This is a genomic window from Kribbella sp. NPDC048915 (genome assembly GCF_040649595.1).
GTDB lineage: Bacteria > Actinomycetota > Actinomycetes > Propionibacteriales > Kribbellaceae > Kribbella.
In genome coordinates this window covers 112589-135944 of sequence record NZ_JBEZFT010000003.1, presented here as the reverse complement: position 1 = coordinate 135944, position 23356 = coordinate 112589, and the positions used below count along the sequence as shown (strand labels likewise).

General features: G+C 69.7%; 20 protein-coding genes. 10 read left to right on the top strand and 10 right to left on the bottom strand.

What is annotated here, in order from left to right:
- Window positions 1-28 precede the first annotated feature (28 nt).
- The 3 genes from AB0B82_RS02950 (at window position 29) to AB0B82_RS02940 (ending at window position 3303) form a co-directional block, all read left to right on the top strand.
- Window positions 29-436 carry a hypothetical protein gene (locus AB0B82_RS02950; protein WP_360161818.1) on the top strand — a complete coding sequence of 136 codons (408 nt, stop codon included), beginning with the start codon at window positions 29-31 and terminating at the stop codon, window positions 434-436.
- A 34-nt stretch (window positions 437-470) separates the two neighbouring features.
- On the top strand, window positions 471-1907 hold the full coding sequence (locus tag AB0B82_RS02945; RefSeq protein ID WP_360161816.1) for a multicopper oxidase family protein: 1437 nt from the start codon (window positions 471-473) through the stop codon (window positions 1905-1907).
- Between the two features lie 88 nt (window positions 1908-1995).
- On the top strand, window positions 1996-3303 hold the full coding sequence (locus tag AB0B82_RS02940) for a hypothetical protein (protein WP_360161814.1): 1308 nt from the start codon (window positions 1996-1998) through the stop codon (window positions 3301-3303).
- Here AB0B82_RS02940 and AB0B82_RS02935 read toward each other — a convergent pair.
- The 4 genes from AB0B82_RS02935 to AB0B82_RS02920 all read right to left on the bottom strand — a co-directional run bounded on the left by AB0B82_RS02935 (window position 3289) and on the right by AB0B82_RS02920 (window position 6073).
- Window positions 3289-3972: a DedA family protein gene (locus AB0B82_RS02935; protein ID WP_360161812.1), complete on the bottom strand. Its 684-nt coding sequence runs from the start codon at window positions 3970-3972 to the stop codon at window positions 3289-3291. The genes AB0B82_RS02940 and AB0B82_RS02935 overlap by 15 nt on opposite strands.
- 47 nt (window positions 3973-4019) lie before the next feature.
- Window positions 4020-4967 carry an SPFH domain-containing protein gene (locus tag AB0B82_RS02930; RefSeq protein WP_360161810.1) on the bottom strand — a complete coding sequence of 316 codons (948 nt, stop codon included), beginning with the start codon at window positions 4965-4967 and terminating at the stop codon, window positions 4020-4022.
- Window positions 4955-5401, bottom strand: coding sequence for an NfeD family protein (locus AB0B82_RS02925; protein WP_360161808.1), 447 nt, complete (start codon window positions 5399-5401; stop codon window positions 4955-4957). Before AB0B82_RS02925 ends, AB0B82_RS02930 begins: the two co-directional genes overlap by 13 nt.
- Window positions 5402-5506: 105 nt before the next feature.
- A complete protein-coding gene (locus AB0B82_RS02920) occupies window positions 5507-6073 on the bottom strand; it encodes a winged helix-turn-helix domain-containing protein (protein WP_360161806.1) in 567 nt (188 codons plus the stop codon).
- 58 nt (window positions 6074-6131) lie between these two features.
- Here AB0B82_RS02920 and AB0B82_RS02915 point away from each other — a divergent pair, with 58 nt between their 5' ends.
- The 6 genes from AB0B82_RS02915 (at window position 6132) to AB0B82_RS02890 (ending at window position 15715) form a co-directional block, all read left to right on the top strand.
- Complete coding sequence (locus AB0B82_RS02915) at window positions 6132-7367, top strand: MFS transporter (protein WP_360161804.1); 1236 nt, start codon at window positions 6132-6134, stop codon at window positions 7365-7367.
- Window positions 7368-7377: 10 nt separating this feature from the next.
- The gene (gene lysS / locus AB0B82_RS02910) at window positions 7378-8898 is read left to right on the top strand and encodes a lysine--tRNA ligase (RefSeq protein ID WP_360161802.1); all 1521 of its coding nucleotides are present in this window, start codon (window positions 7378-7380) and stop codon (window positions 8896-8898) included.
- 229 nt (window positions 8899-9127) lie between these two features.
- Window positions 9128-9457, top strand: a complete 330-nt coding sequence (locus tag AB0B82_RS02905; RefSeq protein ID WP_360161800.1) for an Lsr2 family protein — start codon at window positions 9128-9130, stop codon at window positions 9455-9457.
- 352 nt (window positions 9458-9809) lie between these two features.
- A complete protein-coding gene (locus AB0B82_RS02900; protein WP_360161798.1) occupies window positions 9810-12359 on the top strand; it encodes an ATP-dependent Clp protease ATP-binding subunit in 2550 nt (849 codons plus the stop codon).
- 383 nt (window positions 12360-12742) lie between these two features.
- Window positions 12743-14692, top strand: coding sequence for a kinetoplast-associated-like protein (locus AB0B82_RS02895; protein ID WP_360161796.1), 1950 nt, complete (start codon window positions 12743-12745; stop codon window positions 14690-14692).
- 72 nt (window positions 14693-14764) lie between these two features.
- The gene (locus AB0B82_RS02890; protein WP_360161794.1) at window positions 14765-15715 is read left to right on the top strand and encodes a DivIVA domain-containing protein; all 951 of its coding nucleotides are present in this window, start codon (window positions 14765-14767) and stop codon (window positions 15713-15715) included.
- A 67-nt stretch (window positions 15716-15782) separates the two neighbouring features.
- On the opposite strand, the gene AB0B82_RS02885 is transcribed toward AB0B82_RS02890, so the two are convergent.
- Window positions 15783-16676: an A/G-specific adenine glycosylase gene (locus tag AB0B82_RS02885; RefSeq protein ID WP_360161792.1), complete on the bottom strand. Its 894-nt coding sequence runs from the start codon at window positions 16674-16676 to the stop codon at window positions 15783-15785.
- A 24-nt stretch (window positions 16677-16700) separates the two neighbouring features.
- On the opposite strand from AB0B82_RS02885, the gene AB0B82_RS02880 reads away from it, so the two are divergent.
- Complete coding sequence (locus AB0B82_RS02880) at window positions 16701-17402, top strand: hypothetical protein (protein WP_360161790.1); 702 nt, start codon at window positions 16701-16703, stop codon at window positions 17400-17402.
- Here AB0B82_RS02880 and AB0B82_RS02875 read toward each other — a convergent pair.
- The 5 genes from AB0B82_RS02875 to radA form a co-directional block, all read right to left on the bottom strand.
- Window positions 17390-18901 (bottom strand): DHA2 family efflux MFS transporter permease subunit, encoded by a 1512-nt coding sequence (locus AB0B82_RS02875; RefSeq protein WP_360161788.1) that lies wholly within the window; start codon window positions 18899-18901, stop codon window positions 17390-17392. The two genes, AB0B82_RS02880 and AB0B82_RS02875, sit on opposite strands and share 13 nt — an antisense overlap.
- Window positions 18877-19449 (bottom strand): PadR family transcriptional regulator, encoded by a 573-nt coding sequence (locus AB0B82_RS02870; RefSeq protein WP_360161786.1) that lies wholly within the window; start codon window positions 19447-19449, stop codon window positions 18877-18879. The genes AB0B82_RS02875 and AB0B82_RS02870 overlap by 25 nt, the downstream gene beginning before the upstream one ends.
- A 121-nt stretch (window positions 19450-19570) precedes the next feature.
- The gene (gene disA, locus AB0B82_RS02865; RefSeq protein WP_360161784.1) at window positions 19571-20665 is read right to left on the bottom strand and encodes a DNA integrity scanning diadenylate cyclase DisA; all 1095 of its coding nucleotides are present in this window, start codon (window positions 20663-20665) and stop codon (window positions 19571-19573) included.
- 178 nt (window positions 20666-20843) lie between these two features.
- Entirely contained in the window at window positions 20844-21791 is a 948-nt protein-coding gene (locus tag AB0B82_RS02860) for a beta-ketoacyl-ACP synthase III (protein WP_360161782.1), read from the bottom strand.
- A 157-nt stretch (window positions 21792-21948) separates the two neighbouring features.
- Window positions 21949-23352 (bottom strand): DNA repair protein RadA, encoded by a 1404-nt coding sequence (gene radA, locus AB0B82_RS02855; protein ID WP_360161780.1) that lies wholly within the window; start codon window positions 23350-23352, stop codon window positions 21949-21951.
- Window positions 23353-23356: the final 4 nt, after the last annotated feature.

The following is a 23356-nucleotide window of genomic DNA, read 5'->3' as shown; positions in this document are numbered from 1 at the left end:
GAGGTCTGTTTATCGTGCCCTGTCCGGTTTGATCGCGATCAGTGTCGTGATCCAGGCGATGGCGATCGGGCTCGCGTGGTTCACGGTCATCAAGGACGTCGACGGCGGTCTGGTGTTCGACAAGAACTCCGACTTCAACGTCGGCCACATGACGCACACGATCTTCGGTATGGGGATCATTCCGCTGCTGGCGATCCTGCTGCTGATCATCTCGTTCTTCGCGAAGGTCGACGGCGGCGTCAAGTGGGCGCTGTACGTGTTCGGCCTGGTGGCATTGCAGATCGCGCTGGCGTTCGGGTCGTTCGGTGCGCCGTTCGTCGGTGCGCTGCACGGGCTGAACGCCTTTGCCCTGGCGGCCGTCGCGGCGATGGCCGCGCGCCGGGCTTCGGCGCCGGCCGTGCAGCCGTCGGCCGCGGCGACCAGGACGACCACTTAGATGCCGTTGGCAACTGAGCGGCGGCGGTCGTGAAATGCGGCCGCCGCCGCGCCGTGCACTGATCGCGATCGTCGCGACGGTCGTGGTGCTGGCGCCGCTCGCGTTCTTCTGGCAGCGCAGCCTGGTCCCGAACGACCTGTCGCCGATGCAGATGGGGTACGCCGACCACGGTGGCGGGCCGGCCGCGACGCACCAGCATCACGCGACCGGCACCGACGTCCGCCAGTTGACCGGTCCCGCGACCGGGAAGCCCGCGGTGGCGGTGGAACTCGTCGCGCGCAAGGAGCGCTTCGACATCCCGGGCCGCGGACAGACCGACGGCTACACCCTGAACCACACGTCGCCAGGGCCGCGGATCGTCGCGCGCCAGGGTGATCTGGTCGAAATCACGTTGCGCAACGAGAACATCCCCGAGGGGATCACGCTGCACTGGCACGGCGTCGACGTACCGAATGCGGAGGACGGCGTCGCAGGCGTGACGCAGGACGCGGTACGGCCCGGTGGATCGCACGTGTACCGGTTCGTCGCGGAGGACGCCGGCACGTACTGGTACCACTCGCATCAGGTCTCGCACGAGCAGGTGCGGAAGGGGCTGTACGGCGTCCTCGTGATCCAGCCGACGCCGGCGGACGTGGTCGCGGCCGTGCACACGTATGACAAGGTGCGAACCGTCAACGGCGAGTACGGCGAACGGCGCGTCAAGGCACCCGGTCCGGTGACGCGGGTACGGGTGATCAATACCGACAACGGGCCGATGGCGATCTGGGTCGACGGGGCGCCGTACCAGGTGCTCGCGGTCGACGGGACCGACATCAACGCGCCGACGCAGGTCGAGAACAAGGCGATCCTGGTCACCGCAGGCGGCCGGATCGATCTCGAGGTGCCGACCAGACAGGCGGTCCGGATCGGGCTCGGCGGCGGACCGACGACGTTGGTGATCGGCGACGGCGACGCACCGAGCGGGCCCGAGCCGGGCGAACGGGTGGATCTGCTGACCTACGGCACGCCGAAGCCGCTCGGCCTCGACCCGGCGAAGGCGACCCGGTCGTTCCGGTACGAGATCGGCCGGCGCCCCGGGTTCTTCGACGGCAAACCCGGGCTGTGGTGGACGATCAACGGGCACCAGTTCCCGGACGTGCCGATGTTCATGGTGAACGAGGGCGAGGTCGTCCGGATGACGATCAAGAACGGGTCCGGCCAGGTCCACCCGATGCACCTGCACGGCCATCACGTCGTCGTGCTGAGCCGCAACGGCGTACCGGCGTCCGGGAGCCCGTGGTGGACGGACTCGCTGAACGTCGAGGACAAGGAGACCTACGAGGTCGCCTTCGTGGCCGACAACCCGGGCATCTGGGTGGACCACTGCCACAACCTGCCGCACGCCGCGGAGGGCCTGATCACGCATCTGATGTACAACGGCGTCACCACCGGCTTCCGCCTCGGCGGCGCCGCGGACAACCAGCCCGAGTAGCACCCTCGGTACCGATCCGGCAACGGTGGTGGGGGCAGGCCCCCGCGGACTGGGTATGGTTCACCCGGTCGGGGTGAGGAGACTGCGGATGGCTGGAGTGCGGCGAGTGGTCGCCGTGGCGTCGGCATTGGCGGCCGGAGCCGCCGGGCTGACCGCCTGCGCGTCCGACCCGGCACCGACCGACGTCGCCGTCGCCTGGGCCCCGAAGGGCCGGCCCGCGGTGGTCGTCACCTGGAAGGACACCGGGCAGCCGAACCGGATCACGATCGAGGGCGTGCTCAGTGAGAGCCCGTCGTACGTGAAGTACATCCCGGCCGGTGACCCGAACCGCTGGGAGATCCCGACGGCCGCGTTCCCGCCCGAGGGCAACTACAAGATTGCGGTGGCGACCGGCACGTCGCAGGGCGGCGTGACCAGCAAGCTCACCAGGTCACCGGTGTTCGACACCGACGGGCCGGTGCTGCCGAGCGCGACGACGGTCGCCCAGCAAGGGCGCGGCGTGCTGATCAAATGGTCGGTCCCGGCCGCGCCGCAGGACTTCACGCCGAACGATCCGCTGGACGTGCAGGGCAAGAAGACTCAGCGCTACGTGCCGATGATCGGGCGCCCGGGCCAGATGCTGAAGGAGATCGGCCCGGCGACGACCGCGAACCACCAGCTGATCAAGAGCGTCAAGCCGCCGTACACGTTCCAGCTGCGGACCGAGAACGAGTGGGGTGACCGGATCGGCGGACAGGTGCTCGGGCTGACCAGTTCGATCAACGCCGCCGTGCCGTCGAAGGCCCAGTTCAGTGTGCCGATCCGGGTCCGCGGGCGGGTCGTCCTGCAGCAGGTGAGCTGTGACCTCGAATCGCCGTGTACGACGAAGCGCGCAACGCCGGCCGGCGTGCCGGTCGTGGTGCTCACCCAGGTCACACCCGGCGCGCGCTGGACACCGGCCGCGCGCGGCTCGACCACCGCGGGCGGGTACTACGACATCTCGGTCCCGACCGGCGCCAGCCGTCCGTACAAGATCACCGTTCCGCAATACACCAAGGGCAACACGCACACCGGTACGTCGACCAGCAAACCGGCGTACACGAAGAGCGTCGTCCGGGTCGCGTCGGCCGGCTTCGCGGGCGGTCCGGCGTCGAAGCCGCGTGGCTCGACGGTGACTGTGTCGGTCGCGGTGAAGCCGGCGATGAACACGACCGTGATGCTGCAGTCCTGGAACCGGCAGACCCGGCGCTGGGTGAACTCGAAGGCCGTGCCGATGCGCAACGGGCAGGCCGCGCTGGCGTTCAAGGTTTCGCAGCCGGGCGACTTCGCCTACCGGTTCGTGATTCCGGGCGCGATGATGTTCGGCCGCCCGATGGACGGCACCACGACACCGCAGCTGGTGCTACACGTCCGCTGATTCGACTGCCGGTACGGCGACCCCGGCCGGCTCGTCTGCGGTCGTCCCAGGGGTACGGCGCCGCGCGCGGACCTTGCGGACGACGTACACCGCGACCGCGGCGGCCGCCAGGACGGCCAGCGCGACGACCGAGAGCCGCCCGAAGATCGTGTCGGCGTTGTCGCCGATCTTGTACGCGACCAGGCCGATCGTGGTCGCCCAGGCGATACCGCCGGCGGCGTTCGCGGCCAGGAAGCGCGGGTAGTGCATCCGTAACATGCCCGCCATCGGTCCGGCGAAGATCCGCAGCAGCGCGACGAACCGGCCGAAGAACACCGTCCAGACGCCGTACTTGTGGAAGTACTTCTCGGCCCGGACGATCCGGTCCCGCGAGAAATGGTGGAACCGGCGGCCGAGCCGCTCGAACAACCGGCGACCGGCCTTGCGGCCGATGAAGTAGCCGATCGAGTCGCCGACGATCGCGCCGATGGCCGCGGCGGCGATCACCCACTCGATCTTCAGCTCGTGCTGCTGGGACGCGATCAGCGCGGCCGCGATCAGCGTGGTCTCACCGGGGAGTGGCACCCCCATGCTCTCCACGCCGATGACGAGCCCCACCACCAGGTATGCCAGCACGGCCATCGAGGTCGGAATCGTGATCGCCTGCGCGAGCAGCAGAGGTTCCCCCATGCCCACTATCTTGACATCGAGGGACAAACGATTTGATGACCGGACAGCTAACTCCGGGTGATTTCAGGGTTGTGCCCGTTCCCGGACAGCATGTCCTGGGCCTGGGGTGCCGGTATCTCGGTGTCGGTGCTGGTGTCGCTCCTGGTGTCGGCCTTGGTGCCGGCCGCGCCGGTGAAGGCCTTGGTGACGTTCTGGATGGCGGCGGTGACCTCGGACGGGATCACCCAGAACGTGTTGCCCGGTCCCTTGGCCAGCTCGGGCAGCATCTGCAGGTACTGGTACGCGAGCAGCTTCGGATCGGGGTCGTTGCGGTGGATCGCGTCGAACACGGTGTCGATCGCCTTCGCCTGGCCCTCGGCCCGCAGGATCGCGGCCTGCCGGTCACCCTCCGCGGTCAGGATCCGGGACTGCCGCTGGCCCTCGGCGGCCAGGATCGCGGCGCGCTTCTCGCGCTCGGCCCGCATCTGCTTCTCCATCGACTCCTTGATCGACGGCGGCGGCTCGATCGCCTTCAGCTCGACCCGGTTGACCCGGATCCCCCACTTGCCGGACGCTTCGTCGAGGACGCCGCGCAGCGTCGAGTTGATGTGCTCGCGCGAGGTCAGCACCTGCTCGAGGTCGAGCGAGCCGATCACGTTCCGCAGCGTGGTCACGGTCAGCTGCTCGATCGCCTGGATGTAGTTCGCGATCTCGTACGCCGCCGCGCGCGGATCGGTCACCTGGAAATACAGCACCGTGTCGATGTCGACGACCAGGTTGTCCTCGGTGATCACCGACCGCGGTTCGAACGAGACCACCTGCTCGCGCAGGTCGATCAGCGGCCGGGGCCGGTCGACGAACGGAATCACCAGGTTCAGCCCGGGCTCGAGCGTGCGCAGGTACCGGCCGAGCCGCTCGACGTTGCTGGCCCGGGCCTGTGGCACGATCCGGACGGTCCGCAGGACCAGCACGACGGCGAGCAGGGCGGCGACCAGTCCGATGATCAGTTCGGCCATGGTTCCTCCTGGGGATGCACGAGGGCGGTGGCCCCCTCGATCGCGAACACGTCGACCCGCGTCCCCGCGGGAATCCGCAGGCCGGGGTCGTAGGAACGGGCGCTCCACTCCTCGCCGCCGATCCGGACCCGGCCGGTGTCGCGGTCACAGTCGGCGAGCACGACGGCCTCCCGGCCGACCAGCGCGGCGACGCCGGTCTGCAGCTTCGGGTGACCCATCAGGTGCCGGCGGGCGACCGGCCGGACCAGCACGATCATCGCGGCCGCGGTGACGGCGAACGCGAGCAGCTGGAAGCCGAGACCGAGGCCGACCGCGCCCACCCCGGCCGCGGCGAGCGCGGCGACGGCGAGCAGGAGCAGGTCGAAGGTCGCTGTCATCAACTCGGCCGATCCGAGGACGACGGCGATGATCAACCACAGGATCCAGGACTGCATGACGACCACCTGGCGGTTGGAACCCTCTGGATTCGAAGGTACTCCTGGATCCGCAGGTTTTCCCGGGCTCGCAGCTAACGGTTCGGCTGCCCGCGGGCCTTCGGTTCAGTTGCCCCGCGGGTGCTCCGGGTTGGGGACGACCACGGTCAGCGCGGTCACCTCGCGGGTGCCGGCCGGGTGCCGGGTCGCCGTCCGGCCCTTCTTGTACCGGTCGACGAGGTCCTGGAGCTCCTGGACGAGCTCCTCCGCCTCCTCGTGGGTCAGCCACAATCGCGACCGGCGCAGCGAGCTGACGTCGTCCCAGGGGTCGTCGGCGTCCATCTCCTCGAACTGGCTCACAACGTTGTCCAGCGCGGTCCGGATCATCGCCTGGCTGGCCACCCGCCCGGCGCTGCTGGACTGCGAGGTGATGGTCAGGCTCGCGGCCGGCGCCCGCCACGGGCGCTCGCGGCCGTCGGCGGACTCCTCGGCGCGCTCGACAATGCCCCACTTCTCCAGCGCCCGCAGGTGGTAGCTCATCGCCGACGGCGTCAGCCCGGCCAGCTCCGCGCACTCGGTCGCGGTCAGCACCTTGCCGTTGAAGAGCTCGTCGATGACGACCTGCCGCGCCGGATGCGCGAGCGCGCGGATCGCCCGCGGGTCCGTGATCACCAGCCGTTTCTTCGTCGCCACGAGATCAGCGTAGCGAAGACCTTGACGACGTCAATCGTGAAGGGTTTACTTCACAATTATGAAGCAAACCCTTCAGACCTCGATCTGGTCGTACCGGGACGTCCGGCTGGTACTGCCGGCCCGGGCGCTGTCCTACGCCGGGGACGCGATCGCGTTGATCGCCTTGATGCTGCGGGTGTCCGACGGCCACGGTCCGGCCGCGGTGACCGCGCTGCTGCTCGCCTTCGCCGTCCCGACCGTGGCGATGATCCCGTTCGCCGGACGGATCGTGGACGGCTTCGACTCGCGGACCGTCCTGGTCTGGTCAGGGTTGCTGCAGGTCGCGGCCGGGGTCGGCGTCGCGTTCGTCCATGACCTGGTCCCGATGCTCGCGCTGGTGTGCGTACTGCAGGTCGGCCAAGCGGTCTCCGGACCCGCCTGGGGCGCACTGATCCCGCGGATCGTGGGTGAGGAACTCGTAGGTCGCAGTACCGGGACCAGCCAGGCCCTGATCGGAGCCGCAACCCTGGCGGGCTCGGCGGCCGGCGGTCTGCTGGTCGGATGGGTCGGGACGCGCGGCGCACTGCTCGTCGACGCCTCGACGTTCCTCGTCCTGGTCTTCGTCGCCCGGGCGGTCCGGACCCGGCGGCAGCCGGAGCCGGGCACGGCCCGCGAGCGTGGCGGGGTGTCGGCCGGTCTGCGGGTGATCTTCGACGACAGCCTGCTGCGGGTGCTGGTCCCGGCGCTGTGGGTGTTCGTCGTCGCCGGCGAGGCGGTGAACGTCGTCGAGGTCTTCCTGATCACCGGCGAACTCGGTCTCGGCCCGGCACTGTACGGCGCTGCGGGCGCGGCCACCGGCGCCGGGGCGATCGCCGGTGCCTGGTACAGCGGCCGGCTGAACGGTGACCGGGCCCGGGCGTTCAGCGTCGTCGCCGGGATGGCGGCGATCGGCGGATCGAGCGTGCTGATGGGGCTTGCCCAGGACTTCGTGACGCTGATGGTCGGGGCCTTCGCGATCGGCGTCGGCAGCGGGATGCTGAACGCGGCGACGAGTGCGCTCGTGGTGACCAGGTCGGCCGAGCGGGTGCGCGGCCGGGTGATCGCGGCGCTGAACGGTACGGTCCGGTCGTTCAGCATCCTGGCGATGCTGCTGGGCGGTCTGGCCGGCACCCTGCTCGGTCCGAGGTGGACCTTCGTGACCTGCGGCGTGGCCTGCGCGGTGGCCGCTGTGGTGGTCGGATACCCGGTCGCGCGGAGTCAGGCCGAAACCAAGGATTCAACAAAGGATTCGGAGCTGGAGGCAGTCAGTCACTAGCCTTGAGGCCATGACTGACGCACACGTGGACCCGGTGAACCCCGACAGCGGGCAGGACGACCTGCCCGAGCAGATGCGGGTTCGCCGGGAGAAGCGTGACCGCCTGCTGTCCGAGGGCGTCGAGCCGTATCCGATCTCGGTGCCCCGGACGCACCTGCTGAAGGACCTCCGGGCCAAGTACGACGCCCAGGACCTGCCGCCGGACACCCGGACCGGTGAAGAGGTCTCGGTGGCCGGCCGGGTGATCTTCCTGCGCAACACCGGCAAGCTGTGCTTCGTGCGGCTCCGGGAAGGCGACGGGACCGAGCTGCAGGTGATGCTGTCGCTGGCCGATCTCGGTGAGGAGGAGCTGGCCCGGTTCAAGCAGCTCGTCGACATCGGCGACCTGCTGTCCGTGCACGGCGAGGTGATCACCAGCCGGCGCGGTGAGCTGTCCGTGCAGGCCACCAGCTGGCAGATGGCCGCGAAGACCCTCCGTCCGCTGCCGAACGAGCACAAGCCGCTCAGCGAAGAGGCGCGTGTCCGGATGCGGTACGTCGACCTGATCGTCCGCCCCGAGGCGCGCGAGATGGTCCGGGCGAAGGCGGCCGTGCTCAAGGCGCTGCGCGCGACGTACGACGCGCACGGGTACATCGAGGTCGAGACGCCGGTGCTGCAGCTGACCAACGGCGGCGCCGCGGCCCGGCCGTTCACCACCCACCTGAACGCGTTCGACCAGGAGATGAAGCTGCGGATCGCGCTCGAGCTCGACCTCAAGCGCGCGATGATCGGCGGCGTCGATCGGGTGTACGAGATCGGCCGCACGTTCCGCAACGAGGGACTCGACTCGACCCACTCGGCGGAATTCTCGATGATCGAGGCCTACGAGGCGTACGGCGATTACGACACGATGGCCGAGCTGATCCAGGAGCTGATCCGGAACTCCGGCCGCGCGATCGGCCGGACCTCGATCACCGCGCGCGACGGTCAGACCATCGACGTGGAGCAGCCGTTCCGGCACGCGACGCTTTTCGGCCTGCTGTCGGAGGCGGTCGGCGAGAACGTCGACGTGAACACCGACCTGGCCACCCTGACCAAGCTCGCCGAACAGCACGACGTCGAGCTGCGGCCGGGCCGGAATGCGGGCGAGATCGCCGTCGACCTGTTCGAGAAGCTGTGCGAGCACACGCTGATCCAGCCGACGTTTGTCCGCGACTATCCGGAGTCGGCGCGGCCGCTGGCCAAGCCGCACCGGGAAATTCCGGGCCTGGTCGAGGCCTGGGACCTGTTCGTCAACGGCGTCGAACTCGGGGTCGCCTACTCGGAGCTGAACGACCCGGTGATCCAGCGCGAACGCCTGGTGGAGCAGTCGTTGCAGGCCGCCGCCGGCGACCCGGAGGCGATGGAGCTGGACGAGGACTTCCTGCGCGCGATGGAGTTCGGGATGCCGCCGGCCGGCGGTATGGGAATGGGGCTCGACCGCTTGGTGATGTTGCTCACCGGAACCGGTATCCGGGAGACGATTCTGTTCCCGTTGCTGCGTCCGGAGTGATTCCCCCTATTCCGTGCGGAGGTCGTTGCATAGCACAACGGACGGCCTTCGCAAATCCCGGGTCCGAATGTATTCCGGCCGGGCCGGATCAGCGGGGTGAATACACAAGGTCACGATGACTGCACAGCGTCGATGAATGACAAGTACCTGGTTTGTGCGGTACAAATCAGGTGCGAAGAATTCGACAGGGGGATTGTGCCCGATGGCGGGCGCAGAAAGGTTGTCATCGATGGCGCAAAGGGTGCAGGTGGTTCTCGAGGACGATCTCGACGGCGGTAAGGCCGACGAGACCGTGACATTCGGGCTGGACGGGACGACGTACGAGATCGATCTGTCCAAGAAGAACGCCGCAAAACTGCGCGACGCCCTCGCGGCCTACGTCGGCGCCGGCCGCCGGGTCTCCGGCCGCCGCGGCTCGGCGGGCCGGGCGCGGAGCCGGAGCCGCTCGGCCTCGGACTCCGCCGACATCCGGGCCTGGGCGAAGGAGAACGGCTACGAGGTCAGCGAGCGCGGGCGGATCTCCGCCGAGGTGCGCGCGGCGTACAACGAGGCCAAGTAAATACCGGTCGCGATCCGCTTGCCGACGGTCCCGGCGCCCAATGCGGGCGCCGGGACCGTCCGCATTCCGGTTGTTTCACAGAGTGGGACACCGGCGTGTCGCGTCGATGGCTGACCTCGCAGGTAGTTCGGGGAAATTCGCTGGTGGCGAACACGCTGTGCGGGTGCGGTGATCCGGGAACAGGCTGGTGATCAGTGCGGTTGTTCCCTTGTGATGCCGCCCTGACGGCCGGAAGCAACGTGATCGGGTGTTCGCCGAGAGCGAGCCTGTCGGCGCCGGGGACTAGCATGCATGTACGGGGGTCGGCCTACACGGCACGTCCGACTCCTCTGAGGCAAGGAGCGCTTTGGCGATGTTTGAACGATTTACGGACCGCGCCCGTCGGGTAGTCGTCCTGGCACAGGAAGAGGCCAGGATGCTCAGCCACAACTACATCGGGACCGAGCACATCCTGCTCGGCCTGATCCACGAGGGTGAGGGTGTCGCCGCCAAGGCTCTCGAGAGCCTGGGTATCTCGCTCGAGGCCGTTCGCTCCCAGGTCGAGGAGATCATCGGCCAGGGCCAGCAGGCACCGAGTGGGCACATCCCGTTCACCCCCCGCGCCAAGAAGGTGCTGGAGCTCTCCCTGCGTGAGGCCCTGCAGTTGGGCCACAACTACATCGGCACCGAGCACATCCTGCTCGGCCTCATCCGCGAAGGTGAGGGTGTCGCCGCGCAGGTCCTGGTCAAGCTCGGCGCGGACCTGAACAAGGTCCGGCAGCAGGTCATCCAGCTGTTGAGCGGATATCAGGGCAAGGAGACGCAGCCGCAGGGCACCGCTCCGGAAGGGGCGCCCAGCAGCTCCCTGGTGCTCGACCAGTTCGGCCGGAACTACACCCAGTCGGCCCGCGAGGCCAAGCTCGACCCGGTGATCGGTCGCGAGACCGAGATCGAGCGGGTCATGCAGGTGCTGTCCCGGCGGACCAAGAACAACCCTGTCCTGATCGGTGAGCCGGGCGTCGGCAAGACCGCCATCGTGGAGGGTCTGGCCCAGCAGATCGTCCGTGGTGACGTCCCGGAGACGCTGAAGGACAAGCAGATCTACTCCCTCGACCTGGGCGCCCTGGTGGCCGGTTCGCGCTACCGCGGCGATTTCGAGGAACGCCTGAAGAAGGTGCTCAAGGAGATCCGCACCCGCGGCGACATCGTGCTGTTCATCGACGAGATTCACACCCTCGTCGGCGCCGGCGCGGCCGAGGGTGCGATCGACGCGGCGAGCATCCTGAAGCCGATGCTGGCCCGCGGTGAGCTGCAGACGATCGGCGCCACCACCCTCGACGAGTACCGCAAGTACGTCGAGAAGGATGCCGCGCTGGAGCGCCGGTTCCAGCCGATCCAGGTGGCCGAGCCCTCGATCGCGCACACGATCGAGATCCTCAAGGGCCTCCGCGACCGGTATGAGGCGCACCACCGGGTGACCATCACCGACGCCGCGCTGGTGAACGCCGCGCAGATGGCCGACCGGTACATCTCCGACCGGTTCCTGCCGGACAAGGCGATCGACCTGATCGACGAGGCCGGCGCCCGGCTCCGGATCCGCCGGATGACCGCGCCGCCGGACCTGCGCGAGTTCGACGAGAAGATCGCCACCGTGCGCCGGGAGAAGGAGTCCGCGATCGACGCGCAGGACTTCGAGCGTGCCGCCCGGCTCCGCGACGACGAGAAGAAGCTGATCAACGCGAAGTCCGAGCGGGAGAAGCAGTGGAAGGCCGGCGACATGGATGTCGTCGCCGAGGTCGACGAGGAGCTGATCGCCGAGGTGCTCAGCACCGCGACCGGCATCCCGGTCTTCAAGCTGACCGAGGAGGAGTCCTCGCGGCTGCTGGACATGGAGAAGGAGCTGGCCAAGCGGTACATCGGCCAGGAGGACGCGGTCAAGGCGCTGTCCCGCTCGATCCGGCGTACTCGCGCCGGGCTGAAGGACCCGCGCCGCCCGAGCGGCTCGTTCATCTTCGCCGGTCCGTCCGGTGTCGGTAAGACCGAGTTGTCGAAGGCGCTGACCGAGTTCCTGTTCGGCGACGAGAACGCGCTGATCAGCCTCGACATGTCGGAGTACTCGGAGAAGCACACGGCCTCCCGGCTGTTCGGTTCGCCGCCCGGGTACGTCGGCTACGAAGAGGGCGGCCAGCTGACCGAGAAGGTCCGCCGCAAGCCGTTCAGCGTGGTGCTGTTCGACGAGGTGGAGAAGGCCCACCCGGACATCTTCAACTCGCTGCTGCAGATCCTGGACGAAGGTCGCCTGACCGACGCCCAGGGCCGCGTGGTCGACTTCAAGAACACCGTGATCATCATGACCACGAACCTCGGCACCAAGGACATCGCGAAGGCGGTGAGCCTGGGCTTCTCGCAGGCGAACGACACCACCACGTCGTACGAGAAGATGAAGGCCAAGGTCACCGAGGAGCTCAAGCAGCACTTCCGGCCGGAGTTCCTGAACCGCGTCGACGAGATCGTGGTCTTCCACCAGCACGGTATGGAAGAGATCGTCAAGATCGTCGACCTGATGGTCGGCCAGATCGAGGAGCGGCTGAAGGACAAGGACATGGGCATCGAGCTCACGCCGGCGGCGAAGGAACTCGTCGCGAAGCGTGGTTTCGACCCGGTCCTGGGTGCCCGCCCGCTGCGCCGCGCACTGCAGCGCGACGTGGAGGACGTGCTGGCCGAGAAGATCCTGTTCGGGGAACTGCGCCCCGGTCAGATCGTCGTGGTCGACGCGGCCCCCGAGGGGACGGTCAATTCCGACGGCCTGGCGGAGTACTTCACCTTCACCGGCACCGAGAAGTCCTCGACGTCGGACCTGGAGCTCACCGACCTGACCACCGGCACCGGCTCCACCGGCTCGACCGGTCTGCAGGACTCGTAACCGAGGTACTGCAGGACCCCTGCCCGAAGCACCAACCCGAGACGCTCGGCGGCAACTGGCCGCCGAGCGTCTCGCTCGTTCCGGCCTGGACCGGCACGACGCGCCGCGGCGGCGGGCAGTACCGCAGGAGTACTGGTGGCGCGTTCGGCGTACCGATGACACGCCTGATTTGCGTGCAGGCTACTGATTGGTCGTATCGTCCTGCGGAGCGTGATCAACTCGGTACGGAGACCGCTTCCGTGGGTCGCCGGTTCGGTGGGAAGATCGCGCAACTGCTGATGAGGCAGTTACTTACCGCCTGTCTACCGCGTTGTCACCGTGTGAGCACGCTGTTCGGACCCGGACTGTCGGAAAGGGGGCCGGGGATGGAATCATCTCGTCGCATGGACGCACCGCGTCTGCCACTGACCCAGGAACCGGTCGTCGACGCCGGTTCCTTTGGCGTGCGGCAGGCGGGCGGGGTGCTCGAGCGGGCCCAGCGGATCGCCGACACTCTGCGGGAGCAGGCCGAGCGCGAGAACGATCTCGCCCTCGAGCAGGCGAGCCGGGTTCGCGCGGAGAACGAGCGCCTCAAGTCCGAGGCCGAGGAGGCCGCCCGGAAGCTCCGGTCGGATGCGATGGCCGCCGCCCAGCGGGTCCTGGACGACGCCGAGCGAGCCGCCGAGCAGTTGCGTTCGGAGTCGCAGGCCGACGCCGAGCGGGTACGGCGGGAAGCTGCCGCCGCGGCCAGGCAACTCACCTCCGAGGCAGCCGCGCAAGCCGAGCAACTGACCTCCGAAGCGGCCGCGCAAGCCGAGCAACTGACCTCCGAAGCGGCCGCCGAGGCCGAACGCCTGCGCTCCGCGGCCGCCGAGACGGCCGACCGCCTTCGCACCGAATCGACGGCCGAGGCCGAGCGGGTCCGCCGCGAAGCCGGCGAGCTCGCGCATCGGCTGAAGACCGAGTCCGAAGCCGCGGCGGAGAAGCTGCGGGCCGAGTCGCAGGCGGCGGCCGATCGGCGGATCGCGGAGGCCGAGAGCGAGGCCGTTCGGCTGCGCGAGGAGGCCGACGAGCTGCTCGAAGAGGCGCAGCTGGCCCGGCAGTCGGCGCAGGCGATGGTCGACCGGGCCGGCAAGGAGGCGCAGCAGCTGGTCGCCGACGCGGGCGAGCAGGCCGCGCTGGTGTCGCAGGCCGCCGTCCGCAACGAGGCCGAGCTGATCGCCCGGGCCGAGGCCGAGGCGAGCGAGCTGCGGGCCGCGGTCGAGCGTGAGGTCGAGGCTGCCCGGGAGAGGTCCCGGGCCGAGATCGCCGAGGCGCACGCCGAGATCGAGCGGTTGCGCGGTGAGAACCGGACCGAGCTCGAGCGCCGGACCGCCGAGCTCGAGGAAACCGAGCGGGCGAAGCTGGCCGCGATCTCGCTGGAGATCGACAAGCTGCGGGCCGAGGCGGTCGCGGAGATCGCCGAGCGCAAGGCCGCGGCCGAGGCCGAGAACGAGCGGCTGATGGCCGATGCCCGGGCCCAGGCCAAGCTGGTCGTGGACTCGATCGAGGCGGACCGCCGGACCGCGACTGCCGAGGCCCGCCGGATCGTCGAGGAGGCCAACCAGGCTGCCGAGCAGGCGCTGGCCGAAGCCGAGAAGCAGACGCAGTGGAGCCGGAAGACCGTCGACGATCTGATCGCCGCCGCGGAGTCCGAGGCGCAGGCGATCCGCGACCAGGCCGCCGCCGACGCGGCCCGGCTGCTGAAGGACAAGCGCGCGCACCTGCGCCGCGTGGTCGGCCGGTCGACCAGCCGGCTCAAGCAGACCCAGGAGGCGATCGCCCGCGAGAATGCCGAAATGACGAAGCTCGCCGAGGAGACGCTGTACTCGGCCGGCGAGCAGGCCGAGGCGACCCTGGCCAAGGCCCAGCAGGAGGCCGAGAAGGTCACCGCCCAGGCGCAGGCCCGGGCCGACCGGCTGAAGGCTTCCGCCGCCCAGGACGCGCAGGAGATCATCGAGCGGGCGAACCGCCGCGAGGCCGAGGCCCAGGCAAGCACACAGGTGTTGCGGGAGCGCGCTGCCAACGACCTGTCCGAGGCGCAGCGCCAGTCGCACGAACTGATCCGCAAGGCCCGCTCGGAAGCGCAGCAGCTGGAGGCCCAGGCCCGCGAGCACGCCGACAATCTGCGGGCCCAGGCCCGGAAACTTCTCGCCGACGCCGAGGCGAGAGTCGCGGTGCTGAACCAGCGCCGTGATGAGATCACCAAGGAGCTCACTCAGCTTTCGGGTGTGATCGAGGCACTCGCTGTACCGGGGTTCCGCCCAGGTGGTGGAATGTCCTCCAGTGAGGGTTCCACGGGGGAATCAGGATGAGGACGTGACAGTCAGATCCTTGTCAGTGACAATGTGTGATCCACCCACCCATCGAAGTGAGCATCGGAAAACATGAGCAGTGAAAGCCCAACCCCCTTCCGTACCGTTCTGCGCGGCTACGAGCCAGCCCAGGTGGACCAGCACATCCGTGAGCTGACCACCTCTCTGACTGCCCTGCAGCAGCAGTCCGAGCAGCTGCAGCGGCACGTGCAGGAGCTGCAGGCCCGCACGGATGCGGCTGAGGCGGCGGTGATTTCCGCCCAGGAGGAATCCAAGGACCGTGCGCCTACCTTCACCGAGTTCGGTGAGCGGGTGGCGAAGATCCTGTCGCTGGCCGACGACGAGGCCCGCGACCTGGTGACCCGTGCGCGCACCGACGCCGAGGCGATCATCGCCGACGCCGAGTCGCACGCGAAGAAGGTCCGTAAGGAGGCCGAGCAGTACTCGCTGGACTGGAAGAGCGAGGTCGACGCCGAGGCCGCGCGGATCCTCGAGGAGGCCCGTACCCAGGCCGACGACATGCGCGACGAGGCCGAGCGCGACGCCACCGCGCGGCGCAGCGAGGCTCAGGCGCTGTACGAGCAGGAGCGCGCGAAGTCCGCCCAGGCCGCGGCCGCCTTCGAGACCACCCTGGCCGAGCGCCGGGGCAAGGTCGAGCAGGAGTTCGCCGCCCGGACCGCCCTGGCCGAGCAGCAGCTGGCCGCCGTGACCGACCGCGCTGCTCAGGTGCAGCGTGAGGCCGACCGCGCGCGGGCCGAGGCCGAGCGGCTGGCGCAGCAGCAGCTCGCCGACGCGAACCGTCAGGCCCAGGAGATCGTCGCCGCCGCGAAGGACAAGGCGGAGCGGATCCGGGCCGAGTCCGAGCGCGAGCTCGCGGCCGCGACCCAGCGCCGCGACAGCATCAACGCGCAGCTGACCAACGTCCGCCAGATGCTGGCGACGCTGTCCGGCAGCCCGGCGATGCCGCTCGACCTGCTGGCCGACGACGACGAGGACGCCGCCGCGGGCAGCAAGAAGAACTGACCGCAGCACCCACCGAAGAAGCCGGCTCGAGTCCGTTCGAGCCGGCTTCTCGGCGTCCGGGCACAGTTCAGGCCGGCAGCCGGTAGCGGCCGCGGCTCAGTGGTTCGACGAGGCCGTCGGCGACCAGGCCGTCCAGTGCGCGTTCGCGCTGCACCGCGTCCGGCCAGCACGCGTCCAGGTCGGCTTTCAGCACCGGCGCCGATGCGGACCGCAGTACGGCGAGCAGCCGCCCGCGGGCCTGGCGGTCGGTGCCCTCGTAGGTCTGTCCGTGCCGCGGCGGGCCGTCGTACGGCGGACTGCCGGCGAGGACCCATGCGCACTGCGCGCGGATCGGGCAGTCGGCGCACCGCGGCGTGCGGGCGGTGCAGACGAGAGCGCCGAGCTCCATCGACGCCACGGCCCATCGCGCCGCTGTGGCCTCGTCGGCGGGCAGTGCGCTGACCGCCAGCCGTTGGTCGGCGGCGGTGGGGGAGATGCTCGGCTGGGCGACTCCGGTGAGGGCACGGGCGAGGACGCGGCGGACGTTCGTGTCGACGACCGCGTGCCGCTGGCCGAACGCGAACGATGCAATCGCGGCCGCGGTGTACGTGCCGACGCCGGGCAGTGCGAGCAGCGCCTGGTGGTCGTCCGGTACGTCGCCGCCGTGACGCTCCACGATCGCCTGAGCGGCCGCATGGAGGCGGAGTGCACGCCGTGGGTACCCGAGCCGGTCCCAGGCCCGCACAGCCTCGCCTGGCGGCTCTGCGGCCAGGTCTGCCGGCTTCGGCCACCGCTCCAGCCAGCGCAGGTACGCCGGGAGTACCCGGTTGACCGGTGTCTGCTGCAGCATGAACTCGCTGACCATGACCGCCCAGGCTCCGGCCCCGGGTTCCCGCCACGGCAACTGGCGGGCGTTCGCGTCGTACCACTCCAGCACTGCGGCGTGGAGTGCACCTACCGGCGAGCCTGAGCTTTGGAGCACAGGGCCGATATTAGAGTGCGCTTCATGAGCAGCCTGCTCCGTCCGGTCGGGCATCTGCCCGCCAGCGTCTACTGGTTCCGGCGCGGACTTGTGCTCGCGGTCGTCGTGGTCCTGGTCATCCTGATCGCCCGGCTGTTCGGCGGTGACGACACCAAGAACGCCGCCGCGTCGGATCCGCTGCCGAATCCCAGCGGCGCCGCTCCGGCACCCACCACGACCCCCACCAGCAGCCCGTCGGCCGGTACCACTTCAGCGGCGACGAGCACCAAGACCAGTGCGACGCCGACCAAGACCACACCGACCACACCGACCACACCCGCCAAGACCACGCCGCCCACCGACCTGCCGTGTCAGGGCAGCGACGTGACCGTCCAGGCGCTACCGGCGAACCGCAAGATCGTCTCCGGCTCGGTGCTGAACTTCGTGGTCGAACTGAAGCCGACCGGTGACGGCTGCAAGGCGACCGTCGACGCCGACCGGTTGACCGTCACCGTGACCTCGGGCGCGGACCTGATCTGGACGTCCACGCAGTGCACGAAAGCGATCAAGACGGCCACCTTGGTCGTTGCCAAGGGCAAGCAGACGGCGGTGACCGTGCCGTGGGACGGACGCCGGTCCCGGCCCGGCTGCCTGCCGGGCCAGCCGGTCGCCAAGCCCGGGACCTATGTGGTCAAGGCCGAGTACGCCGGCCGCCCGTCGAGCCTGCAGGCTTTTCAGGTCGTCTGATCGACCGGCTGCGCTTCGGCCGGCCGGCGCAGGTGGCTCGGCGCGACGAACAGCAGCGCGGCGACCAGCCCGATCAGCAGCACCAGCGCCGGCAGGATCAGCGACTGCGCCATCGCGTCACTGAACCCGGGCCGAATCACTTCCGGCAACCGGCCGGTCGTGAACCCTTCGCCGGCCGGCGTTCCACCGGCCGCGGCCGGCAGGTTGTGCGCGAGTCGCGATTCCATCAGTACGGCGATACTCGCGCTGCCGAGCACCGCACCGACCTGCCGGGTCGTGTTGTAGACGCCTGCGCCGGCGCCGGCTTGGTGCAGCGGGAGGTTCCGCGTCGCCGTCGTCCCGATCGGCGCCCACATGAATCCGTTGGCGACGCCCAGCAGTGCGATCGGCAGCAGCAGTTCCCAGATCGGGACGTCGGGCTCGATCACCTGACTCATCCAGAACAGCGACACCGAGCAGCACAGCAGCCCGAATCCGGCGATGAACCGCGGCGGCGTACGGTCGACCAGCCGGCCGACGAACGGCGCCAGCGCACCCGAGATCACGGCCATCGGCACCAGCAGCAAGGCGGCACGGGTCGGCGTCAGGCCACGAACTGCCTGCGCCCACAGCATCAGCGGGAACGCCATCGCCGTGATCGCGAAGCCGACCGTGGTGATCGCGACGTTCGCCAGCGAGAAGTTCCGGTCCTTGAACAGTTGCAGCGGCAGCAGCGGCTCGCCCTGGTTGCGGGACTGCCAGAAGACGAAGCCCGCGAGCACGACGAGCCCGGCGATGATCAGCGACCACACCGAGATCGGGCCGGCGATCTGGCCCCAGTCGTACTTCTGCCCCTCCTGGATCCCGAACACCAGCAGGAACAATCCGATCGCACTCAGCACAACGCCGAGCAGGTCGAACTTGTGCTCGTGCGTCGGCAGATCCGGGACCAGGCGCAGCGCCAGGACGAACCCGACCACTCCGACCGGTGCGTTGATGAAGAAGATCCACTGCCAGCCGAGTCCGTCGACCAGGACGCCGCCGAGGATCGGGCCGACCAGCGTGGCGACGCCGGCGGTCGCGCCCCACAGGCTCATCGCCCGGCCGCGCTGATCCGGCGGAAAGATCCGGGTGATCACGGCCATCGTCTGCGGCGTCATCATCGAGGCGCCGAGACCCTGGAACACGCGGGCCACGATCAGCAGCTCGATCGTGCCGGTCAGACCGCACCACACCGACGCCAGCGTGAACACCGTCAGTCCGGTCAGGTACAGCTTCTTCGGGCCGATCCGGTCGCCGAGGCGGCCGGTGATCAGCAGCGGGACGGCGTACGCGAGCAGGTACGCGCTGGTCACCCAGACGACCGTGCCGACATCCGAGCCGAGGTCCTCGAGGATCGCCGGGGTGGCGACCGAGACGATGGTGGAGTCGACCAGGATCATGAAGAAGCCGAGCACCAGCGCCCACAGCGCCGGCCACGGCCGGACCTCCGGCCTCACTGTTCCTTGCGGGGTTGCCATTCCAGATCCTTGCTCTCGATACGTTCGGTGGTCGCGGTCAGCCAGTCGCGTTCCGCGGTGAGCTGACCGCGGACGAGGTCCCCGGCCATCCAGTAGACCTCCGGTACCCCGCGTGCCCGGGCGTCGTCGAGCCGTTCGGTGATCTCGGCCAGCTGCTGGTTCAGCTGCTCGATGCGACGGCGGAACCGCAGGACCGCGTCGTCGGCGTCGAGGTTGTGCGCCTCGCTCAGCACCACGGGGAACAGCGGGTACTCGTTGGTCCAGGTCTCGATCGCGGTCTCCACCCGCTGCCGCAACGCTTCGCTGCCCGCCGCGGTGATCTCGTACGTCGTCCGCTCCGGGCGGTTGCCCGCGCGTTCGGTGCCGATCGCGCGGACGTACTGCTGACCGGCGAGCCGTTCGACCGTGTGGTACAGCGAGCCGGGGCGGACCTTCACCAGCCGGTGGTTGTGGCGGGCGATCAGCAGTTGGTACATCTCGTAGGCGTGCATCGGCCGCTCCTCGAGCAGCGCCAGCACCGAGATCGCCAGCGGGGTCAGGTCGGCCATAGTGCTCCACGTGGATTGTTCCGTGCGAAATGTTCCATATGGAGTATTCGTCACGGAGCAGCAGAACGCAAGTCGCCTCCGGCTCGATCACGAACCGGAGGCGACAGGTTGCGAAAGGTGCTTACACGTAGCGCTCGAGGATGCTGGACTCGGCCAGCCGGGACAGGCCTTCGCGGACCGTGCGGGCCCGGTTCTCGCCGACGCCCTCGACCGTCTGCAGGTCGTCGATACTTGCCGCGAGCAACTTCTGCAAATGGCCGAAGTGGTCGATCAACCGGTCGATCACGGCGCCCGGCAGTCGTGGCACCTTGGCCAGCAGCCGGTAGCCGCGCGGTGTGACCGCGGCGTCCAGCTGCTCGGCGCCGCCGAGCTGCAGTGCGCGGGCGACCTGGCCGATGTCCAGCAGGTCCGTGGCGCTGACCGCGTCGAGCTCGGCGAGCACGTCGTCGGCGGTCTTCGGGCGGCGCCCGGTGGCCGGCGGCAGGTAGTCGCGGACGACGAGTTCGCGTTCGCCGGCGACCCCGGCGACGAGTTCGTTCAGCTGCAGCGTGAGCAGCCGGCCGTCGGTGCCGAGCTCGACGACGTACCCGTCGATCTCGGTCGCGATCCGGCGGACCATCTCCAGCCGCTGCGCGACCGCGGCGACGTCCCGGACGGTGACCAGGTCCTCGATCTCGAGCGCGGACAGCGTGCCGGACACCTCGTCCAGGCGGAGCTTGTAGCGCTCGAGGGTGGCGAGCGCCTGATTGGCGCGGGACAGGATCGCGCCGGAGTCCTCGAGCACGTAGCGCTGGTCGTCGACGTACAGCGCGATGATGTGCATCGACTGCGACACCGAGATCACCGGGAAGCCGGTCTGCCGCGCGACCCGGTCCGCGGTCCGGTGCCGGGTGCCGGTCTCCTGGGTCGGGATCGACGGGTCCGGCATCAGGTGCACGGCGGCCCGGATCAGCCGGGTGGCGTCCCGATCCAGCACGATCGCGCCGTCCATCTTGCTCAGCTCCCGCAACCCGGTCGCGGTGAACTCGACATCGATCTCGAAGCCACCGGTGGAGATCGCGTCGACGGCCTTGTCGTGGCCGAGCACGATCAGTGCGCCGGTCCGGCCGCGCAGAATGCGTTCCAGGCCCTCGCGTAGTTCGGTCCCCGGCGCCACCGCCGCGAGGGTCGCGCGGAGCCGGGCGCCGGTGCTGTTCTTGTCCGTGTTCGCCGCCACGGAACCTGAGTCTATGCGGTCAGGTACCTGCGGTTCTGCCGATATCCGCCCAGCGGGGTGCGCGGTCGGTCACCGGTCGGCCCCCGGGCGGGCCTGCGCGTGCACCCGCTCGTGCATCGGACCGTGCAACGCCGAATCCCCGCGTGGACCCGCCCGCGCGGGGACCGGAACGGCCGGCTCAGGGGCAGCGGATGACCTGTCCGGCGTACGACAGACCGCCGCCGAATCCGAACAGCAGTACCGGCGCGCCGGACGGGATCTCGCGCTTCTCGACCAGCTTGGATAGCGCGATCGGGATGCTCGCGGCCGAGGTGTTGCCGGACTCCACGACGTCCCGGGCGACCACCGCGTTGACCGCGCCGAGGCGCTTGGCGAGCGGCTCGATGATCCGCAGGTTCGCCTGGTGCAGGACGACGCCGCCGAGCTCCTCGGGCTCCAGGCCGGCCTTCGCGCAGACCTGCCGGGCGATCTCGGGCAGCTGCGTGGTGGCCCAGCGGAAGACGCTCAGACCCTCCTGCTGGAACGGCCCCTCGCGCCCCTCGATCCGGACCGCGTCGGACATCTCCGGCACCGAACCCCAGACCACCGGACCGACGCCGGCCGCGTCCTCGGTCTCGTCGGCGACCAGCACCGCGGCACCGGCGCCGTCACCGATCAGCACGCAGGTGGTGCGGTCGGTCCAGTCGGTCCAGTCGCTGAGCTTCTCGACGCCGATCACGATCGCCTTGCTCGCCGCGCCCGCGCGGATCGCCTGGTCGGCGGTGGCCAGCGCGTACGCGAACCCGGAGCAGGCGGTGTTCAGGTCGATGGCGGCCGGGTTGCCCAGGCCGAGCCGGGCGGCGACCCGGGCTGCGACGTTCGGCGAGCGGTCGATCGCGGTGCAGGTGGCGACCACGACGTAGTCGATCTCGGTGACGTCCAGACCGGCGTTCGCAATCGCCTTGTCGGCGGCGCGCCAGGCCATCTCGTCGACGGACTCGTCCGGCGCGGCGATCCGCCGCTCGCGGATCCCGACCCGGCTCTGGATCCATTCGTCGTTGGTCTCGACCATGGTGGCGAGCTCGTCGTTGGTGAGCACCCGTTCCGGCTGGTAGTGGCCGAGCGCGACAACTCTGGATCCGGTCATCAGGTCTCCTGCGGTCCGCGGCGAGGCGCCGGTGCTCGACACTGAACCCGGCGGGGGGCGCACCCAGAGTACGTTCCCGGCGCAGCGGCTGGGGATGGCCCGTCTCACCTGTGGCGCGCGCCACAGGGGTCTCCGGCCACGAGTCAGGCCCCGGGCGTCAGGCCAGCCCCGCGGCGTGCAGGGCGGAGCGCAGATCGCCGGCGGCGAAGGTGCGCAGGCCGTAGCGCTTCTGGATGTCCATCGGCTTGGCCTCCTTGCCGCGGTTCGGCACGTCGGCCGGGATGATCGCCTTGGTGAACCCGAGCCGGGCCGCCTCCGCGAGCCGCTTCTCCAGCCCGCCGACGCGGCGCACCTCACCGGCCAGGCCGACCTCGCCGATTGCCACCAGCCCGGGGTGGATCGGTTTGTCCATCACCGAGGACGCGACCGCGATCGCGACCGACAGGTCGGCGACCGGCTCGGTGATCTTCACGCCGCCGACCGTGGCGACGTACACCTCCTGGTCGGTGAGCTTCAGGCCGGCGCGGTTACCGAGCACGGCGAGCACCATCGCGACCCGGGACGACTCCAGCCCGGACGTCGTACGGCGGGGTTGTGGCGCGGCGGACGGGCCGACCAGCGCCTGGACCTCGGCCAGCAACGGCCGGCGGCCCTCCATCATCACGGTCACGCAGGTGCCGGCGACGGGCTCGGCGTGCTCGGAGACGAACAGGCCGGTCGGGTCGGTGACCTCGACGATGCCGGTGTCGACCATGTCGAAGCAGCCGACCTCGTCCGACGGGCCGAAGCGGTTCTTGGTGGCGCGCACCATCCGGAACCCGGAGTGCCGGTCGCCGTCGAACGCGAGCACGACGTCGACCAGGTGCTCGAGCATCCGCGGGCCGGCGATCGCGCCGTCCTTGGTGACGTGGCCGACCAGCACGACCGCGATGTGCCGCTCCTTGGCGAGCCGGACCAGCGCTCCGGTCACTTCGCGCACCTGCGTCACGCCGCCGGGCGCACCGTCGACCTCGGGATGCGCCATGGTCTGCACGGAGTCGATCACGAGGAAGGTCGGCTCGACCGCGTCGACCTGGCCGACCACCGCGGACAGGTCGGTCTCCGCGGCCAGGAACAGGTCGTCGACGAGGGCGTCGGTCCGCCCGGCGCGCAGCCGCACCTGGGCGGCGGACTCCTCGCCGGAGACGTACAACGTGCGCTGGCCGCCGCGGGCGGACTGCGCCGCGACCTCCAGCAGCAGCGTGGACTTGCCGACACCCGGCTCGCCGGCGAGCAGGATCACCGCACCCGGCACGACACCGCCGCCGAGCACCCGGTCGAGCTCACCGATCCCGGTCGGCCGGGACTCGGCCTCGATCGCGGACACCTTGGCGATCGGCATCGCGGGCGACGTCACCGGCCCGGCCGCGATCCGGGCAGCCTTCGGTGCACCGACTTCGGCGACCGTGCCCCAGGCCTGGCATTCGCCGCATCGCCCGATCCAGCGCGCCGAGGTCCATCCGCACTCGGAGCACGCGTACGCCGCTTTGCCCTTGGCCTGTGTCGCCGCCGCCTTCGCCATACGG

Excerpts from the sequence above, each read along its gene's own strand:
- AB0B82_RS02945 (WP_360161816.1), top strand. The coding sequence starts at position 471 with ATGCGGCCGCCGCCGCGCCGTGCACTGATCGCGATCGTCGCGACGGTC.
- AB0B82_RS02930 (WP_360161810.1), bottom strand. The coding sequence starts at position 4,967 with ATGGCCGAACTGATCATCGGACTGGTCGCCGCCCTGCTCGCCGTCGTG.
- AB0B82_RS02880 (WP_360161790.1), top strand. The coding sequence starts at position 16,701 with ATGAGCAGCCTGCTCCGTCCGGTCGGGCATCTGCCCGCCAGCGTCTAC.
- AB0B82_RS02935 (WP_360161812.1), bottom strand. The coding sequence starts at position 3,972 with ATGGGGGAACCTCTGCTGCTCGCGCAGGCGATCACGATTCCGACCTCG.
- AB0B82_RS02940 (WP_360161814.1), top strand. The coding sequence starts at position 1,996 with ATGGCTGGAGTGCGGCGAGTGGTCGCCGTGGCGTCGGCATTGGCGGCC.
- AB0B82_RS02905 (WP_360161800.1), top strand. The coding sequence starts at position 9,128 with ATGGCGCAAAGGGTGCAGGTGGTTCTCGAGGACGATCTCGACGGCGGT.
- AB0B82_RS02890 (WP_360161794.1), top strand. The coding sequence starts at position 14,765 with ATGAGCAGTGAAAGCCCAACCCCCTTCCGTACCGTTCTGCGCGGCTAC.
- radA (WP_360161780.1), bottom strand. The coding sequence starts at position 23,352 with ATGGCGAAGGCGGCGGCGACACAGGCCAAGGGCAAAGCGGCGTACGCG.
- AB0B82_RS02900 (WP_360161798.1), top strand. The coding sequence starts at position 9,810 with ATGTTTGAACGATTTACGGACCGCGCCCGTCGGGTAGTCGTCCTGGCA.
- AB0B82_RS02870 (WP_360161786.1), bottom strand. The coding sequence starts at position 19,449 with ATGGCCGACCTGACCCCGCTGGCGATCTCGGTGCTGGCGCTGCTCGAG.
- AB0B82_RS02915 (WP_360161804.1), top strand. The coding sequence starts at position 6,132 with ATGAAGCAAACCCTTCAGACCTCGATCTGGTCGTACCGGGACGTCCGG.
- AB0B82_RS02895 (WP_360161796.1), top strand. The coding sequence starts at position 12,743 with ATGGACGCACCGCGTCTGCCACTGACCCAGGAACCGGTCGTCGACGCC.
- lysS (WP_360161802.1), top strand. The coding sequence starts at position 7,378 with ATGACTGACGCACACGTGGACCCGGTGAACCCCGACAGCGGGCAGGAC.
- AB0B82_RS02860 (WP_360161782.1), bottom strand. The coding sequence starts at position 21,791 with ATGACCGGATCCAGAGTTGTCGCGCTCGGCCACTACCAGCCGGAACGG.
- AB0B82_RS02875 (WP_360161788.1), bottom strand. The coding sequence starts at position 18,901 with ATGGCAACCCCGCAAGGAACAGTGAGGCCGGAGGTCCGGCCGTGGCCG.
- AB0B82_RS02925 (WP_360161808.1), bottom strand. The coding sequence starts at position 5,401 with ATGCAGTCCTGGATCCTGTGGTTGATCATCGCCGTCGTCCTCGGATCG.